This window comes from Streptomyces sp. NPDC050211 (assembly GCF_040656035.1).
Classification (GTDB): Bacteria; Actinomycetota; Actinomycetes; order Streptomycetales; family Streptomycetaceae; genus Streptomyces.
Genome location: NZ_JBFALC010000005.1, coordinates 239802 through 253637 on the forward strand (window position 1 = coordinate 239802; position 13836 = coordinate 253637).

11 protein-coding genes are annotated in these 13836 nt (G+C 70.5%); 7 read left to right on the forward strand and 4 right to left on the reverse strand.

Going from position 1 to position 13836, the window contains the following annotated elements; all coding sequences use genetic code 11:
- Positions 1-136 precede the first annotated feature (136 nt).
- Complete coding sequence (locus tag AB0I98_RS08255; RefSeq protein WP_362937073.1) at positions 137-1396, forward strand: cytochrome P450; 1260 nt, start codon at positions 137-139, stop codon at positions 1394-1396.
- Here the strand turns inward: AB0I98_RS08255 and AB0I98_RS08260 are convergent, their stop codons facing one another.
- The 3 genes from AB0I98_RS08260 to AB0I98_RS08270 form a co-directional block, all read right to left on the reverse strand.
- On the reverse strand, positions 1397-2575 hold the full coding sequence (locus AB0I98_RS08260) for a damage-control phosphatase ARMT1 family protein (protein ID WP_362937076.1): 1179 nt from the start codon (positions 2573-2575) through the stop codon (positions 1397-1399).
- 134 nt (positions 2576-2709) lie between these two features.
- On the reverse strand, positions 2710-3357 hold the full coding sequence (locus tag AB0I98_RS08265; protein WP_362937079.1) for a ScbR family autoregulator-binding transcription factor: 648 nt from the start codon (positions 3355-3357) through the stop codon (positions 2710-2712).
- Positions 3358-3672: 315 nt separating this feature from the next.
- Positions 3673-5481 (reverse strand): S8 family serine peptidase, encoded by a 1809-nt coding sequence (locus tag AB0I98_RS08270; protein ID WP_362937082.1) that lies wholly within the window; start codon positions 5479-5481, stop codon positions 3673-3675.
- 372 nt (positions 5482-5853) lie between these two features.
- Between AB0I98_RS08270 and AB0I98_RS08275 the strand changes: the two genes are divergently transcribed.
- Positions 5854-6786 (forward strand): lytic polysaccharide monooxygenase, encoded by a 933-nt coding sequence (locus AB0I98_RS08275; RefSeq protein ID WP_362937085.1) that lies wholly within the window; start codon positions 5854-5856, stop codon positions 6784-6786.
- A gap of 18 nt (positions 6787-6804) precedes the next feature.
- On the opposite strand, the gene AB0I98_RS08280 is transcribed toward AB0I98_RS08275, so the two are convergent.
- Complete coding sequence (locus tag AB0I98_RS08280; RefSeq protein WP_362937088.1) at positions 6805-7458, reverse strand: Tat pathway signal sequence domain protein; 654 nt, start codon at positions 7456-7458, stop codon at positions 6805-6807.
- A gap of 553 nt (positions 7459-8011) precedes the next feature.
- Here AB0I98_RS08280 and AB0I98_RS08285 point away from each other — a divergent pair.
- From AB0I98_RS08285 to AB0I98_RS08305, 5 genes are all read left to right on the forward strand, one after another.
- Positions 8012-8689: a DUF6230 family protein gene (locus AB0I98_RS08285; RefSeq protein ID WP_362937091.1), complete on the forward strand. Its 678-nt coding sequence runs from the start codon at positions 8012-8014 to the stop codon at positions 8687-8689.
- The gene (locus AB0I98_RS08290; protein ID WP_362937094.1) at positions 8689-9093 is read left to right on the forward strand and encodes a DUF6114 domain-containing protein; all 405 of its coding nucleotides are present in this window, start codon (positions 8689-8691) and stop codon (positions 9091-9093) included. Before AB0I98_RS08285 ends, AB0I98_RS08290 begins: the two co-directional genes overlap by 1 nt.
- Positions 9094-9195: 102 nt before the next feature.
- Positions 9196-9999 (forward strand): SAM-dependent methyltransferase, encoded by an 804-nt coding sequence (locus AB0I98_RS08295; protein WP_362937097.1) that lies wholly within the window; start codon positions 9196-9198, stop codon positions 9997-9999.
- A gap of 227 nt (positions 10000-10226) precedes the next feature.
- Complete coding sequence (locus AB0I98_RS08300) at positions 10227-11231, forward strand: substrate-binding domain-containing protein (RefSeq protein WP_362937100.1); 1005 nt, start codon at positions 10227-10229, stop codon at positions 11229-11231.
- A 129-nt stretch (positions 11232-11360) separates the two neighbouring features.
- Positions 11361-13829: a nitrate- and nitrite sensing domain-containing protein gene (locus AB0I98_RS08305; RefSeq protein ID WP_362937103.1), complete on the forward strand. Its 2469-nt coding sequence runs from the start codon at positions 11361-11363 to the stop codon at positions 13827-13829.
- Positions 13830-13836: the final 7 nt, after the last annotated feature.

The window sequence follows — 13836 nt, forward strand, 5'->3', positions numbered from 1 at the left end:
TTTGTCATGATCACCACAGTTTCACAGGTCATTCCGCGCTGCCGTGAACAGGTTGCGCACCCCTTGCCGAGCCCCCTCCGCCGGTTCACGGTAGTCGCATGACCTCCTTCACGCTCGGCGTCCACCAGGTGTTCGCGTGACGGTGTACGAGGCGCCGCCCGTCCCCGACGTCTTCGATCCGCGCCGGTACGCCTCCGGGGTGCCGTACGCCGCCTACCGTGTCCTGCGCGACCATCACCCCGTGGCCCGGCAGGAGGAGCCCGAGGTGCTGGGGTGGCCGGCGGGGCCCGGGTTCTGGGCGGTGACCCGGCACGCGGATGTCGTACGGGTGCTGCGCGACTCGACGACGTACTCCTCCTGCCTGGGCGCGACGCAGATCCGGGATCCCGACCCGGACGACCTGCCGTTCATCCGGCGCATGATGCTCAATCAGGATCCGCCGCAGCACGGCCGGTTGAGGCGTCTGGTCTCGCGCGCCTTCACTCCCGGGCGCATCGAACGCTTCACGGCCGTCGCCCGTGAGCGGGCCCGGTCGTTGTTCGCGCAGGCCCTTCGGGCGGCCCGCGCGGCGGACGGCACCGTCGACCTCGTCACCGCCGTCACCGACGACTACGCCCTGCTCAACCTGGCCGACCTGCTCGGCGTCCCCGAGCGGGACCGCGGGCTGCTGCTGCACTGGACCCGCCGGGTCATCGGCTACCAGGACCCGGACGAGGCCGGGCCGCCGGTGCTGGACGCGGCGGGCAAGCCGGTCAATCCGCGGTCGCCCGCGATGCTGAAGGACATGTTCGCGTACGCCCGGCAACTCGCCGCCTACAAACGGCGGTACCCGGACGACGACATCATGACCACCCTGGCGCACGACGCCGAACTCGCCGACGCCGAGCTGGAGATGTTCTTCTTCCTGCTCACGATCGCGGGCAACGACACCGTCCGCAGCGCCGCACCCGGCGGACTGCTGACGCTGGCCGAGCACCCGGCGGCGTACGAGCTGCTGCGCACGGAGAGAGTCGAACTCGCCTCCGCTGTCGACGAGTTGCTGCGCTGGCATCCGCCCGTGCTGACCTTCCGCCGTACCGCCGCGCAGGACACCGAGCTGGCGGGTCGGCGCATTCGCAGGGGCGAGAAGGTGGTCGTCTTCCACGCCGCCGCCAACCGCGACGAGCGGGTCTTCGCCGATCCGGACCGGCTGGATCTGTCCCGTACGCCGAACCCGCACGTGTCGTTCGGGGACGGGCCGCATGTCTGCCTGGGCGCGCACTTCGCCCGGCTGCAGCTGCGGGTGCTGTACCGGGAGGCGCTGGCGCTGCCCGGGTTGCGGCTCGCGGGGCGGCCGGAGCGACTGGTGTCGAACTTCATCAACGGGCTCAAGTCGCTGCCCGTGCAGGTGACTTGATCAGGCGCGGACCTGGATCAGCGCGTGCGTGCCGCCGGTCCGCCAGCGCTGTCCCTCCGCGGCGACCAGTGCGGCCTCCGTGGCGGTGTCGAGGCCGGTGATCACATCGGACTTCAGGGTGCGCAGCGCGGCGACCGGACCCGGGAAGTACGCGGTGACCTCGTCGAACGGCGTGGTCGGCGGCCACATCCGGTCGCCCACCAGGCGGCGGTAGTTGAGGTCGCCCTTCACCACGGTCAGCGTCGCCGAGGCGAACTCCGCCCGCAGGTCGTCGGGCATCTCGGCGTACGGCAGCGGGGCGCAGGAGAAGGGGTGGGCCCGTACCGTCAGGCGGCCGTCGGTCATCGCCGCCCACAGCTCACGCCCGTGCCCGGCGGCCACGCCCGGTACGGACGTGATGCGGCGCAGCGCGTCGAGGACGTCGGCGGTCGTGGCGTCGGAGACGTAGTACGGGTACGGCTTGATGTGCAGCACCGCCCGCCCGATGTGCCCGTGCGCGAGGAGGTGGGCGATCAGGAGCAGGTCGGGGATGAGTTCGCGGCCCGCGTTGTCGGCGACGAGACAGAGGGTGCCGGTGCCGGAGGGGGGCAGCAGCGACCAGAGGGTGTCGCTGTCGTCGGCGACCAGGGCGGGCGTGGCGGCGGGTGTTCCCGCGCCCTTGGCGGAGAGGCGGAAGCCGAGGTCCGCGCGGTTGCCCCACAGGGAGCCGTGCAGCAGGGCACGCGCCTGCTCGTCGGCCGGTTTCGCCTCCAGGTCGTCGAGCGCGGCGAGTTCCTCGTCCGTCTCCGGGGCGTCGAGTTCGGCGAGCTTGGAGGGGCGGAAGGGGTCGATGCCCTGCCAGGCGCCGGGGCCGAAGTAGCCGACCGCGTCGAGGAGCCGGCGGTAGAAGTAGCTCTCGGACCACAGCCAGGGGATGTCGAACCAGGACCGGCCGGCGTGGTCGCCCGCGCCCCAGGCCTGCCAGCGCTCCCGGTCGGGCGCGTCGGCGGGGAGCGGTTCGGCCACGCCCTTGGTGCAGCTGTCGAGGAGCGCGTCGAGTGCGTACTGCTGCTCGGGGCCGTACGGGAAGGACTCCCGGATCTGCCGCACGATCGCGGGGTGCCGCTCGGCGAGGACGCTGTGCGGGAACGAGCCGGGTTCATTGCCGAGGATGACGGGCGCGGACGGGGCGAAGGGCATGCGCGTCACCGTATCGCCCCAGCTGTGCGGTGCGCTCCGCTGGAAGGGTGCGCGATATGCCGTCGGCTTTCTGCGGCGCCGTCGTGGCTGGTCGCGCAGTTCCCCGCGCCCCTTCGGGGCGTGCCCGAACCGGCTCAGCCGGCCGTGATCTCCCGCTCCAGTCGGGTGGCGAGGCTGAGATAGCGGGCGCGGCGGGGGACGGGGACCAGGCCGCGGATCAGGACGTGCCACATCTCGGCCATGCGGCGGGGCTGCCGGGCGAGCGGGTCGAGGGAGCGGCCCACGACCCGGGTGCCGACGAAGAAGGAGACCAGGGCGTGGGCGACGGCTTCGATATCGATGTCGTGATGGACGTCGGCTTCCCTGACCGCGCCGCCGAGCTTGCGCGAGAAGAACTCCAGCCACTCGGTGAAGGGGTGCCGCAGTGGCGGCCGTACGGCGACCCCGGCGGTGGCGAGCCGGAGTCCGGCCCGGTGTATCGGGCCGTCCACGGACAGGCGGGCGATGCCGAACGTGGTGCGGATCAGCGCCTCGAGGGAAGTGCAGCCCCGGCTGTCCATTTCCTCCACCAGTTTTCGAGCCGCCGTGGACTGGATCTCCAGAATGGCGTGGGCCAGGTCCTCCTTGGCCGCGAAGTGGAAATACAGGGCGCCCTTGGTGACGCGGGCGTGCTCGACGATGTCGCTCAGACTGGTCGACTCGTAACCCTGGTGGTCGAACAGGTCGGCGGCCGCGGTGATGATGGTCGCGCGGGTCTGCTCGGCGCGTAACTGCCTCGCCATCGTGGGGACTCCTGAACAAAAAAGACGGCTCGCGCCGTTTGTTTCTGACTCCCCGTATAAGATAACTCACCGTACAGCGTGATCGACGAGCCGAAGTCGTCCCGCCGACTTTCACTCCATTCCCGCGACTAGCGGATTCACACCCTTCGCATCGTGTGGCGTCCGTGAAGGGTTGGCCGAAAAACAGGGTGGACGGTATCGAACGACGGCAAAAAAACGACGGGCCGACCGGTGCCCATCCGCACCGGTCGGCCCGTCCGCTTGTGGCCGTTCGTCAGTTCGTGACCGTCCGCTCGGCCGTTCGCTCGCGTTCGCTCAGAAGGTCAGCTTCCAGCTGTTGAGCCTTCCCGTGTCCTGCGCCGCCGTGTCCTGGACGCGCAGCTTCCAGGTGCCGTTCGCGGTCTCGCTCGACGCGTTCACCGTGTAGGTGGTGTTGACGTTGTCCGCGGAGTCCGACGAACTGGCCGACTTCAGGCGGTAGGTCGAACCGTCCGGCGCGACCAGGTCGATGACCAGGTCACCGCGGTAGGTGTGGGTGATGTCCACGCCGACCTGGAGGGCCGAGGGGGCGTTGCCGCTGCGGCCGCTGACCGCGATGGAGGACTCGACGGCCGCGCCGTTGTCCGGGACGGAGACGGCCGTGCCGCTGGTGAAGGTGGTGCCCCCCGTGGAGCCGCCGGAGCCGCTCACCGCCTGCACCGTCTTGGCCGCGTCCGCCAGGCCCGCGCCGCAGCCGCCCGAGCAAGCCCCGGGCAGGGCACGGGCGTTGGTCTTGATGGCCGACTCGATCTGGGCCGGGGTCAGCGCGGAGTTGACCGACTCCATCAGCGCGGCGAGGCCCGCGATGTGCGGGGTGGCCATGCTGGTGCCCTGGTAGTACTCGTAGTTCTCGGTCGACGGGGTCTTCGCGCCGGAGTTCAGCGTGGACAGGATGCCGTTCGCGGTGCCGGTGCTGGTCTGGCCGCCGGGCGCCGAGATGTCCACGAGGGAGCCGTAGTTGGAGTAGGACGCCTTGGCGCCAGTGCGGTTGGTGGCCGCGACCGAGATGACGTTGTTGCAGTTGCCCGGGTTGTGGTTGGCGACGTTGTCGCTCTCGTTGCCCGCGGCCACGACGACCGTCGTACCCCGGTTCACGGCCCCGTTGATCGCGCTCTGGGTGGCCGAGGAGCAGGCGCCGCTGCCGCCGAGGCTCATGTTGATGACCTTGGCGACGTTGGTGTTCGCCGGGACACCGGAGACCGTGCCGCCGGACGCCCAGGTGATGGCGTCGATGATGTCGGAGTCGTAGCCACCGCACTTGCCGAGGACGCGCACCGGGGAGATCTTCGCGCCGTACGCGATGCCCGCGATGCCCTTGCCGTTGTTGGTGGCCGCGGCGATGGTGCCCGCGACGTGCGTGCCGTGCCAGGAGGAGTCGCTGGCCGGGATGCCGGCGCCGCACTCGTTCGCGTTGTACCAGTCGCCCGGGTCGGCCGGGTTGCTGTCACGGCCGTTGCCGTCGACGGAGACGGCGGTGTCGGAGATGAAGTCGTAACCGCTTACGACGTTGGCCGCGAGATCGGAGTGCGTGACGTAACCGGTGTCGATGACGGCGACGGTGACACCGCTGCCGGTGGTGGTCGCCCAGGCACCCGGCACGTTCATGCCCGCGGTGGCCTCGAACAGGTCCCACTGCTTGGCGTACTCGGTGTCGTTCGGGTCGGCCTTGGCGGTGTTGAGGCGGTCCGGTACGACATAGGCGACCTGCGGGTCGGCCTCGTACTCGGCGACGACGTCGGCGACCTCGGTCCGCGTGAGGTTCTCACCGAGGTCGACCAGGGCGGCACCGGTGCCGAGGCGGCGCTGGAAGTCCAGGTCTTCGCCGGCCTCCTTGCCCTTGGCCACGGCGTCGGCGTCCGCGGCCCGGTTCGACTTGGCCTCGGTGGCACCGGACTTGTAGCCGACGATGAGGCGCTCGGCGACGGCGCCGGGGGCGGCCTCGGTCTGCGCGGCCGGGACGGCGGCGGCTTCCGGGGCGCCCGTTTCCTGGGCGACGGCGGCCGAGGCGGTGGCGGCGGTGATGAGTGCGGCGGAGACCGCCGCGACGGATATCAGCTTCCGTCTGAGCGAGGGGGAGGTACGCAAGGGCTTTGCCTTTCGTTGCCGGACTCCGGGCAGCGCGGAGCGGCGGTCGATTCGCTTCGTCCTCGAAGCGGCGGGGGGTGAGCCGAAAAGCGGTCGGGAGGAACCCGAAGTGCGTTGCGTGGCCGGCCGGGCGCGGATGCCGACCCGTCGAGGGGTTACCTGTGGGTCAGCTGAGGTCGAACGATAGGCAAAGGAATCACCATCCGGATACAGGGGAAACCCTCGATCCGGCCGGAAACCCACCCTAGGCCGCGGGCAGTTGACCGGTTACGACACCTTTCACCCCGGACGTCACGCGATGAACGCACCGGACGCGTAGTCCGTACTGCACACAACAGACCGTTCGCATGCCCGGCCGAGGAGACGTTCCGGATGCCCCGGATGACCGCATACCGCAGAGCCCTGGGGGCCGTAGCCGTGGGCCCGTTCCTACTTCCTCTCTGGGCGGCGGGACCGGCACAGGCGCACGGTGCGCCCACGGATCCGGTGAGCCGGGTGTACGCCTGCTCTCCCGAGGGCGGCGACGCGACTGGTTCGGCGGCCTGCGAGGCGGCCGTCGGTGCGAACGGCACTCCCTTCACCGCCTGGGACAACCTACGGATCGCGAACGTGAACGGCCGGGACCGGCAGACCATCCCCGACGGACAGCTGTGCAGCGGCGGCCTGCCCGCGTACCGGGGTCTCGACCTCGCCCGCTCCGACTGGCCGTCGACGAACCTGAAGCCGGGCGCGGCGCTGACGATGCGGTACGTCTCGACGATCCCGCACACCGGCACGTTCCGGCTCTATCTGACGAAGCAGGGATACGACCCGTCGAAGCCCCTCACCTGGTCCGACCTGCCGTCGCAACCCTTTGCCAAGGTGACGGACCCGGCCCTGACGGACGGCGCGTACCGGATCACCGGGACGCTGCCGTCCGACCGGACGGGACGGCATGTGCTGTACACGATCTGGCAGAACACCAGCACGGCGGACACGTACTACTCGTGCTCGGACGTGGTGTTCCCGGCGTCCGAGCGGGGTGGGAGCGCGGCGACGCCGAAAGCGCCGGGTTCGGCGTCGCCGGCTGACAAGTCGGCATCGGCCGGCGAGAAGAGCAAGGCCCCGTCGCCGAAGCCCACCCGAAGCAGCGCACCGCCGAGCCCGACGGCCCCCGCCACCCCGCAGACCCCGGACAGCACCCCGCTCGCCTCCACCCCCGACGCCGACTCGGACCCCTCGGCCCCGATGGTGGCGGGCGGCGCCGCGGCGGTGCTGATTCTCACCGGCGGCGCCGCCCTGGCCCTGCGTCAGCGCCGGCGCTGAACGCCGGGCTTACGAGGGTCAGTTGACGTAGACGAGTGCGCCCCCGTCGGTCACGGGGGCGTACTTGGCGGTGAAGTAGCCGTTGGCGAAGCAGAGCGAGGAGCCGGACGTCTTGGTGAACTGCTGGGAGGTGAAGGCGATGCTGTTGTCGGTGTTGTCCGCCTTGCCGGTCAGGCTGGGGGCCTGGTAGACGCAGGTGATGCTGCCCAGAAGGGTGCGCAGCACGACCGTGGTCTGGATGGCGGAGCCGCTCGCCGGGGTCACGGTGAGGGTGCCGTCGGAGGACACGGACGTCGTGTAGGGCAGGTTGTCGACGGAGATGCTGGTGACGCCGAGCACGCCGACGACGTTGGTGGTGCAGCTGCTGCTGTTGAAGGTGTGGCCCGTGACGGACTCCGTGGCCGTGCCGGGTGCGGTGGGGTTGTCGGTGACGGTCGCGGTGAACTGCGACGACGTGCACGAGATGCCGCTGGTGCCGGTCGCGCTGGAGTAGAGGGTGGCGGTGGTGCCACTGGCCAGCGGTGCGGTGAGGACATCGCCGACGGCGACGGGGGTGCCGGCGAGGCCGCCGGTGGTGAGGACCGGGGTGTCGGCCGCGGAGGCGGGGACGGCGGCCGGGAGGGTGAGGGCGGCGACGGCGGTGGCCAGGGTGAGCAGGGTTCGCGTACGCATGCGGGTGCCTCGATCCTGAGGTGAAGGGGTGAAGGGGTGAAGGTGGGGGGTGGGGGCGCGCGTGAGTGCCTGCCGTTGCCGGTCCGTGACGCCTTCTCCGTACGTGACGGACCGGCAACGACAGCCGGCCTGTGAGCGGCCGGGGAGGGGGCGGGAAAGGCCCGCCGGGGAGGACAAGAGGTCCGGGAGAACGCGGGCAGTGCCGCGGGGCGGATCCGGCGCCACGGATCCGGGGAGAGCAGTGCAAGTTGTAAACCTGAGGGTTGTTCAACGTCAAGGGTCCGCAAGGGAGTTGGGACACGAGCCGCGGTCTTTGCGGAAGCCCGGGAAGCCCTTGACTCACAGGCAGCACACAATCGGCACGCTTTTTCCACAACTCTCTTGACCCTCAAATGTAACCCCCGGTAACTTCCTCGGCGGCTACTGCCGCGTAACGAGAAAGCCCTTGCGACCGCCGGGAGTTGTGAGGAGGCGTGCGCGGCAGCCGCTGTCCGCGCCAGGACACCGTGCCGTGCACGATCCGACCGCATTCACCAGTCCCCTGGGAGCCGCCATGACCCCGCCCACGGACGTCTCGTCGTCCGCCGACCACACCCCCGAGAACCCCGAAAGCGGTTCCACCACCGCCGCCGAGCCGCACAGACGCGGCCGGGTCCGGCTGCGCCGGGCCGCGGTGATGGCGGTACCCGCCACGCTGGTCACGGCCGCGCTCGCGGTGCTCACCGCCGAAGGGGCGCTGGGCGTGCAGTTCGCGATCTCCGGCATGCCCTTCACCGTCACGGCGACCGAGCTCAACGGCACCGGTTTCGAGCAGTTCGGCGGCCTCGACAACATGGCGCCGGGCAGCCCGAACGCGGGCGACACCGGCGGACAGGTGCTGGTCGTCACGTCCGCGATCAAGGACGCGACGCTCACCAAGCTGTGTCAGAGCGTCGATCTCGGCGGTACGAATCTGCTGATCACGGCGGGCAGTGGCGCGGAGAAGGTGCGGGCGAAGGACCTGACCACCGACTCGACCGAGCTGTCCGGTGACGCCGCCTTCAAGAACATCGAGATCGGCAACGACGCGAGTACGTTGACCAAGGCGGGGGTGAAGGGGCCGATCGGGGTGTTCAGCCAGCAGGCCGACACCGTGCGCATCGCGAACCTGCGGCAGACCAACTACGCCACCACCGCAGGGGTGTTCAAGCTTCCCGGCCTGAAACTCGGCTTCAGCAGCAAGGGTTGCTGATGTCGGAGCGTCGAGGACTGCGGCCCGCCTTCCGGGGGTGGCGGGCCGGCCGGCCGTTCTGGGGCGGGTTGCTGCTCGTGCTGGGCGGGGTGTGGGTCCTGCTCACCATGAAGGCGTCGATGAAGGTCATGCTGCATGTGGGGATGCAGGGGGTGGCCGGGTATCTGCTGCCTGCGCTGATGGTGCTGCTGGGGTTGCTGGTGCTGTTCAATCCGGCGCAGCGGTTGTTCTATTCGATCACCGGGGTGCTGGTGTCGCTGGGCACGTGGATGACGTCGAACCTGGGTGGCTTCTTTATGGGGCTGCTGTTGGGTGTGGTGGGGAGTTGTCTTGTGTTCGGGTGGCTGCCGGATCAGGAACCTCGGCGGTTTCGGCGGAAGGTTGTGAAAGCGGTCTCGCCGTAGGGGTTTCGTTGGGTTTGGCGGGTGCGGGTCTGTGGGGGCTGGTCGCGCAGTTCCCCGCGCCCCTAGGGTCGCTGCCGTCAACTTCTTTATCAGGGAGGCCACTTGACCACCGACGGCATCGACACCGAGCATGCTCACTCCGCTCGGATCTACGACTACATCATCGGCGGGAACGACCACTATCCGGCCGACCGGGAAGCCGGTGATGCCATGGTTCGGGAGTGGCCTGCGTTGCCTGTTCATATGCGGGCCAACCGGGACTTCATGAACCGGGCGGTGCGGTATCTGGCTCAGGAGGCGGGGATACGGCAGTTCCTGGACATCGGGACGGGCATACCGACCTCGCCGAACATCCATGAGATCGCCCAGGCGGCGGCTCCCGGGGCGCGGGTGGTGTACGTCGACAACGATCCGCTCGTGCTCGCGCTGTCGGAGGGGATGGTGTCGGGTACGGCGGAGGGCAAGGTGTCGTACATCGAGGCGGACATGCGGGACCCGGCGGCCGTGCTCGACGCCCCGGCGTTCCGGGACACGCTCGATCTCGGTGAGCCGGTCGCGCTGACGGTGATCGCGATCGTGCACTTCCTGCTGGACGAGGACGACGCCGTCGGGATCGTACGGCGGCTGCTGGAACCGCTTCCCGCGGGCAGTTTTCTCGCGATGTCCATCGGTACCGCCGAGTTCGCACCGGATGAGGTCGGACGGGTGGCGCGGGAGTACGCGGCTCGCGGTATGCCGATGCGGCTGCGGACGCACGCCGAGGCCGAGGAGTTCTTCGCGGGCCTCGAACTCGTCGAGCCGGGCATCGTCCAGGTCCACAAGTGGCGTCCGGACGGCACGGGCACCGAGGTGGTCCGGGACGAGGACATCGCGATGTACGGGGCGGTGGCGCGCAAGCCGAGCTGACGGTTCGCCGGCGCGACCGGCACGGCGGCGCCGCGTGCTTCCGGCCAGCGCACATCACGATGTGGGAGCGACAACTCACGCCACGTGGTGGCGCACTTGACGACCGGTGGCCGTACACGATGTGATCCGCCCCAGCGAGAGTCACCCGTTCGGCGCACGCCTCGTGCGGCCCGGCAAGCGCTCTCCCGATCCTCCGGCTCGGCCGCACAGCGAGGTGCACGCACCCCATGAAGACTCCGCCTCCTTCCTCCCGTTCCCCACGTCCCGCTCGTGCCGCCGCCGTCCTGGCCGCCGCCTGTCTGCTGCTGGCCGGCTGCTCCGGGGTCGATGACGCCGACAGCCGGGCGGACACGGCAGCGGCGGGCGGGACCGGGATGAAGGTCGCTCTGATCACCCACGGCGCGGAGGGCGACGTCTTCTGGGAGCGGGTGCGGAAGGGGGCCGAGGCGGCGGCCGCCAAGGACGACGTCGACCTCACGTACGTCAGCGACCCCGACCCGGCGGGCCAGGCCGAGCTGATGCGGAACGCGATCCGGGACAAGGTCGACGGCATCGCGGTGACCCTGGCCAAGCCCGCGGCGATGACGGGGGCGGTCGGCGAGGCCAAGGCGGCCGGCATACCCGTGGTCGGACTCAACTCCGGTATCGACGCCTGGCAGTCGGCGGGGCTGCTGGAGTACTTCGGCCAGGACGAGAGCGTCGCGGGCCGGGCCGTCGGCGACAAACTGGACGACCTCAAGGCCAAGCACGCCCTGTGTGTCATCCACGAACGCGGCAATGTCGCCCTGGAGGCGCGCTGCGCCGGGGTGAAGAAGACGTTCGGCGGCGCGACGCAGATGCTCTATGTGGAGGGCACCGACATGGCCGCGACCTCCGCCGCGATCACGGCCGAGCTGCGCCAGGACCGGAGCATCGACGAAGTGGTCACCAATGGCGCGCGGTTCGCGCTCGCCGCGGTCGGTTCGGTGAAGGAGGCGGGCAGCGGCGCGAAGGTGGCGACGTTCGACCTCGACAACGACCTGGTCAAGGCCGTGGAGAACGGTTCCGTGCAGTTCGCCGTGGACCAGCAGCCGTATCTGCAGGGGTATCTCGCCGTGGACTCCCTGTGGCTGTACCGGACGAACGGCAACATCAGCGGCGGTGGTGTGGCCCCGGTGCTCACCGGCCCGGCGATCGTCTCCAGGGCGAACGTCGGCGCAGTGGCCGGGTTCGCCGCCAAGGGCACGCGCTGACCGGACAGTTCATGCGCCGCTGTCGCCACGGATTCGGCCCCTTACGACACGTGCGGTCACTTGTGCGGATAGCATCCTGCGCACCCCCGCCCACTCCCCCGCCGCCCCACTGATCGCCCTAGGACGACGATGTCTCCACGGACGCGTTCCCGGCGCCGCCTCGGCTCCATACGTCTCTCCCTGATCCTTCTGGCCCTGGTGCCCAGCGTCACCCTGGCCGCGATGTGGGGTGTGACGACGACGCAGATGTTCACGGAGGGGCTGCGGCTGCGCGGGCAGACCGAGTTGAGCCGGTCGACCGGCGCCATGGGCACCGAGGCCACCCTCGCCCTGCAGACGGAGCGCCGGTTGTCGGCGGCGTGGCTGGCCGCACCGAACGGCTCGCGTGCCGCCCTGGACGAGCAGCGGGCCAAGACTGACGAGTCGGTCGCGAAACTGGTCGGCCGGAACGACGAGATCGAGCGCGCCCCCGCCCGTATCTCGGACCGGCTGACCTCCGTCGTCGGATCGTTGAGCAGCCTCGAGTACTACCGCGGGCAGGTCGACAACCCGACCGACATCACCGCCCAGCAGGCGCTGGACCAGTACAGCGCGATCATCGACGAGCAGATCCACGCCTTCCAGGCGCTCTCCCAGGTCGACGACGGCGACCTCACCGCCCAGGCGGGCCCGCTCGTCGCGCTGGAGCACGCGGCCGAGCTGGCCTCCCAGGAGGACGCCCGGCTCACCCTGGCCTGGCCGTCCGGGTACCTGGACGAGGAGGCCTGGTCCCGGTTCGCGGAGTCGGTCAACACCCGCCGCTGGCTGGTCGAGGACCAGATCGTCCCCCAGATGAGCGGCAGCGCGAAGACGCAGACCGAGCGGATCCTGCAGAGCCGGGAGTGGCGGACGCTGGAGTCCCTCGAGGACCAGGTGCTGGCGGCCCGGGCGGACAGCGCGGGTGCCCGCAGGATCCCCCTGCCCGATGTGCGGAAGCAGTGGGAGACCGCGTTCGCGAAACTCGCCGACGAGTACGGGCTGCTGATCACCCGGCAGACGGCCGGACTGCTCGACCGGAGCGCCGACACGTCCGACAACCTGCTGATCACGGCCGGTTCGCTCAGCGCCGGTGGACTGCTCGCCCTGCTGGTGTGCGTGTGGATGTCCTGGCGCATCACCCGCTCCCTGTCCCGGCGGCTGCGCGGTCTGCGCGTGGCCACGCTCGGCCTGGCCCAGGAGCGGCTGCCCGATGTGGTCGCCCGACTGAACCGGGGCGAGAAGATCGACGTGGAGCAGGCGACCCCGCCGCTGGACTACGGCCACGACGAACTCGGCCAGGTGGCCACGGCGTTCAACACCGCGCAGCGCACGGCCGTGCACACCGCGGTCGAACTCGCGGACACCCGGCGCGGCTTCCAGAAGGTGATCCTGGGCATCGCCCGACAGAGCCAGAACCTGGTCAATCTGCAGCTGACCAAGCTGGACGCGCTGGAGCGCACGCACCAGGACCCCGAGATCCTCAAGGGCCTGTACGAACTGGACTCCACGGCCAGCCAGTTGCGCCGCTACGAGGAGAACCTCGTCATCATCAGCGGCGAGCGGCCCGGCCGCACCTGGACGCAGCCGGTCGCGCTGACCGACATCCTGCGCAGCGCGGTCGGCGAGGTCGCCGAGTACCAGCGGGTGGAGGTGCACACCGAGGAGGAGGTGGCGCTCGCGCCGCCCGCGGTCGCGGACGTGATCCATCTGCTGGCCGAGCTGATCGACAACGCGACCGTGTACTCCCCCGCGCCCAGCCCGGTCGGGGTGCGGGCCGCGCTGGTCGCCAAGGGCCTGGCCGTGGAGGTCGAGGACCGGGGCCTGGGCATGTCCGAGGAGGACTACGCCTCCCTCAACGCCCAGTTGGCCGAGCCACCGCAGTTCGACGTGGTGGCACTCGCCGACGACCTCCGGCTCGGCATGTTCGTGATCTCCCGGCTCGCACACCGCCACGGCATCGCCGTCACCCTGCGCTCCTCGCCGTACGGCGGGACCACGGCGATCGTGCTCATCCCGCACGAGGTCGTGGTGCGGGATGTGCCGGCCCCGGATACCGCGGCCCCGGATACCGACGCGGATGCGGTCACGGAAGCGGGTACGGACGCGGGCACGGACGCGGGCACGGACGCAGGCGCGGATACGGTTACGGCCGCGGACTCGGATGCAGACTCGGTCACGGACCCGGACGACATCGAGCACGCCGAAGCCGCCGAGCCCGAGGAGCCCGTACGGGAGCCCCGTCCCGTCGTCGCGGCCCGCACCGCCTCCGCCCGTACCGCCTCCGCCCCGGCCGCGGACGGCCGACCCACCCCCGCCGAGCGCACCGGCGGTCTCACCCCGCTGCCCCGCCGGGTTCCGCAGACCAGCCTCGCCGCCGAGCTGCGCGAGGAGGCCCCGGCCGCCGAAGGGAACGGTCACGCGGACGACTTCACCGCGGAGCAGGCCGCCTCCTCGCTCGCCGGCTTCCAGCGCGGCACGCTCCGGGCGCGTGAGGACGGCGCCGACGAGGAGCCGACCGCGGCCGACGCCCCCCAGTCTTCGACTCCACCCGTTGAGACTCCGCCCGCCGACCGCTCATGAAGGACAC

Coding starts and splice junctions, on each gene's coding strand:
- AB0I98_RS08260 (WP_362937076.1), bottom strand. CDS start 2,575: ATGCCCTTCGCCCCGTCCGCGCCCGTCATCCTCGGCAATGAACCCGGC.
- AB0I98_RS08265 (WP_362937079.1), bottom strand. CDS start 3,357: ATGGCGAGGCAGTTACGCGCCGAGCAGACCCGCGCGACCATCATCACC.
- AB0I98_RS08275 (WP_362937085.1), top strand. CDS start 5,854: ATGCCCCGGATGACCGCATACCGCAGAGCCCTGGGGGCCGTAGCCGTG.
- AB0I98_RS08280 (WP_362937088.1), bottom strand. CDS start 7,458: ATGCGTACGCGAACCCTGCTCACCCTGGCCACCGCCGTCGCCGCCCTC.
- AB0I98_RS08285 (WP_362937091.1), top strand. CDS start 8,012: ATGACCCCGCCCACGGACGTCTCGTCGTCCGCCGACCACACCCCCGAG.
- AB0I98_RS08290 (WP_362937094.1), top strand. CDS start 8,689: ATGTCGGAGCGTCGAGGACTGCGGCCCGCCTTCCGGGGGTGGCGGGCC.
- AB0I98_RS08300 (WP_362937100.1), top strand. CDS start 10,227: ATGAAGACTCCGCCTCCTTCCTCCCGTTCCCCACGTCCCGCTCGTGCC.
- AB0I98_RS08305 (WP_362937103.1), top strand. CDS start 11,361: ATGTCTCCACGGACGCGTTCCCGGCGCCGCCTCGGCTCCATACGTCTC.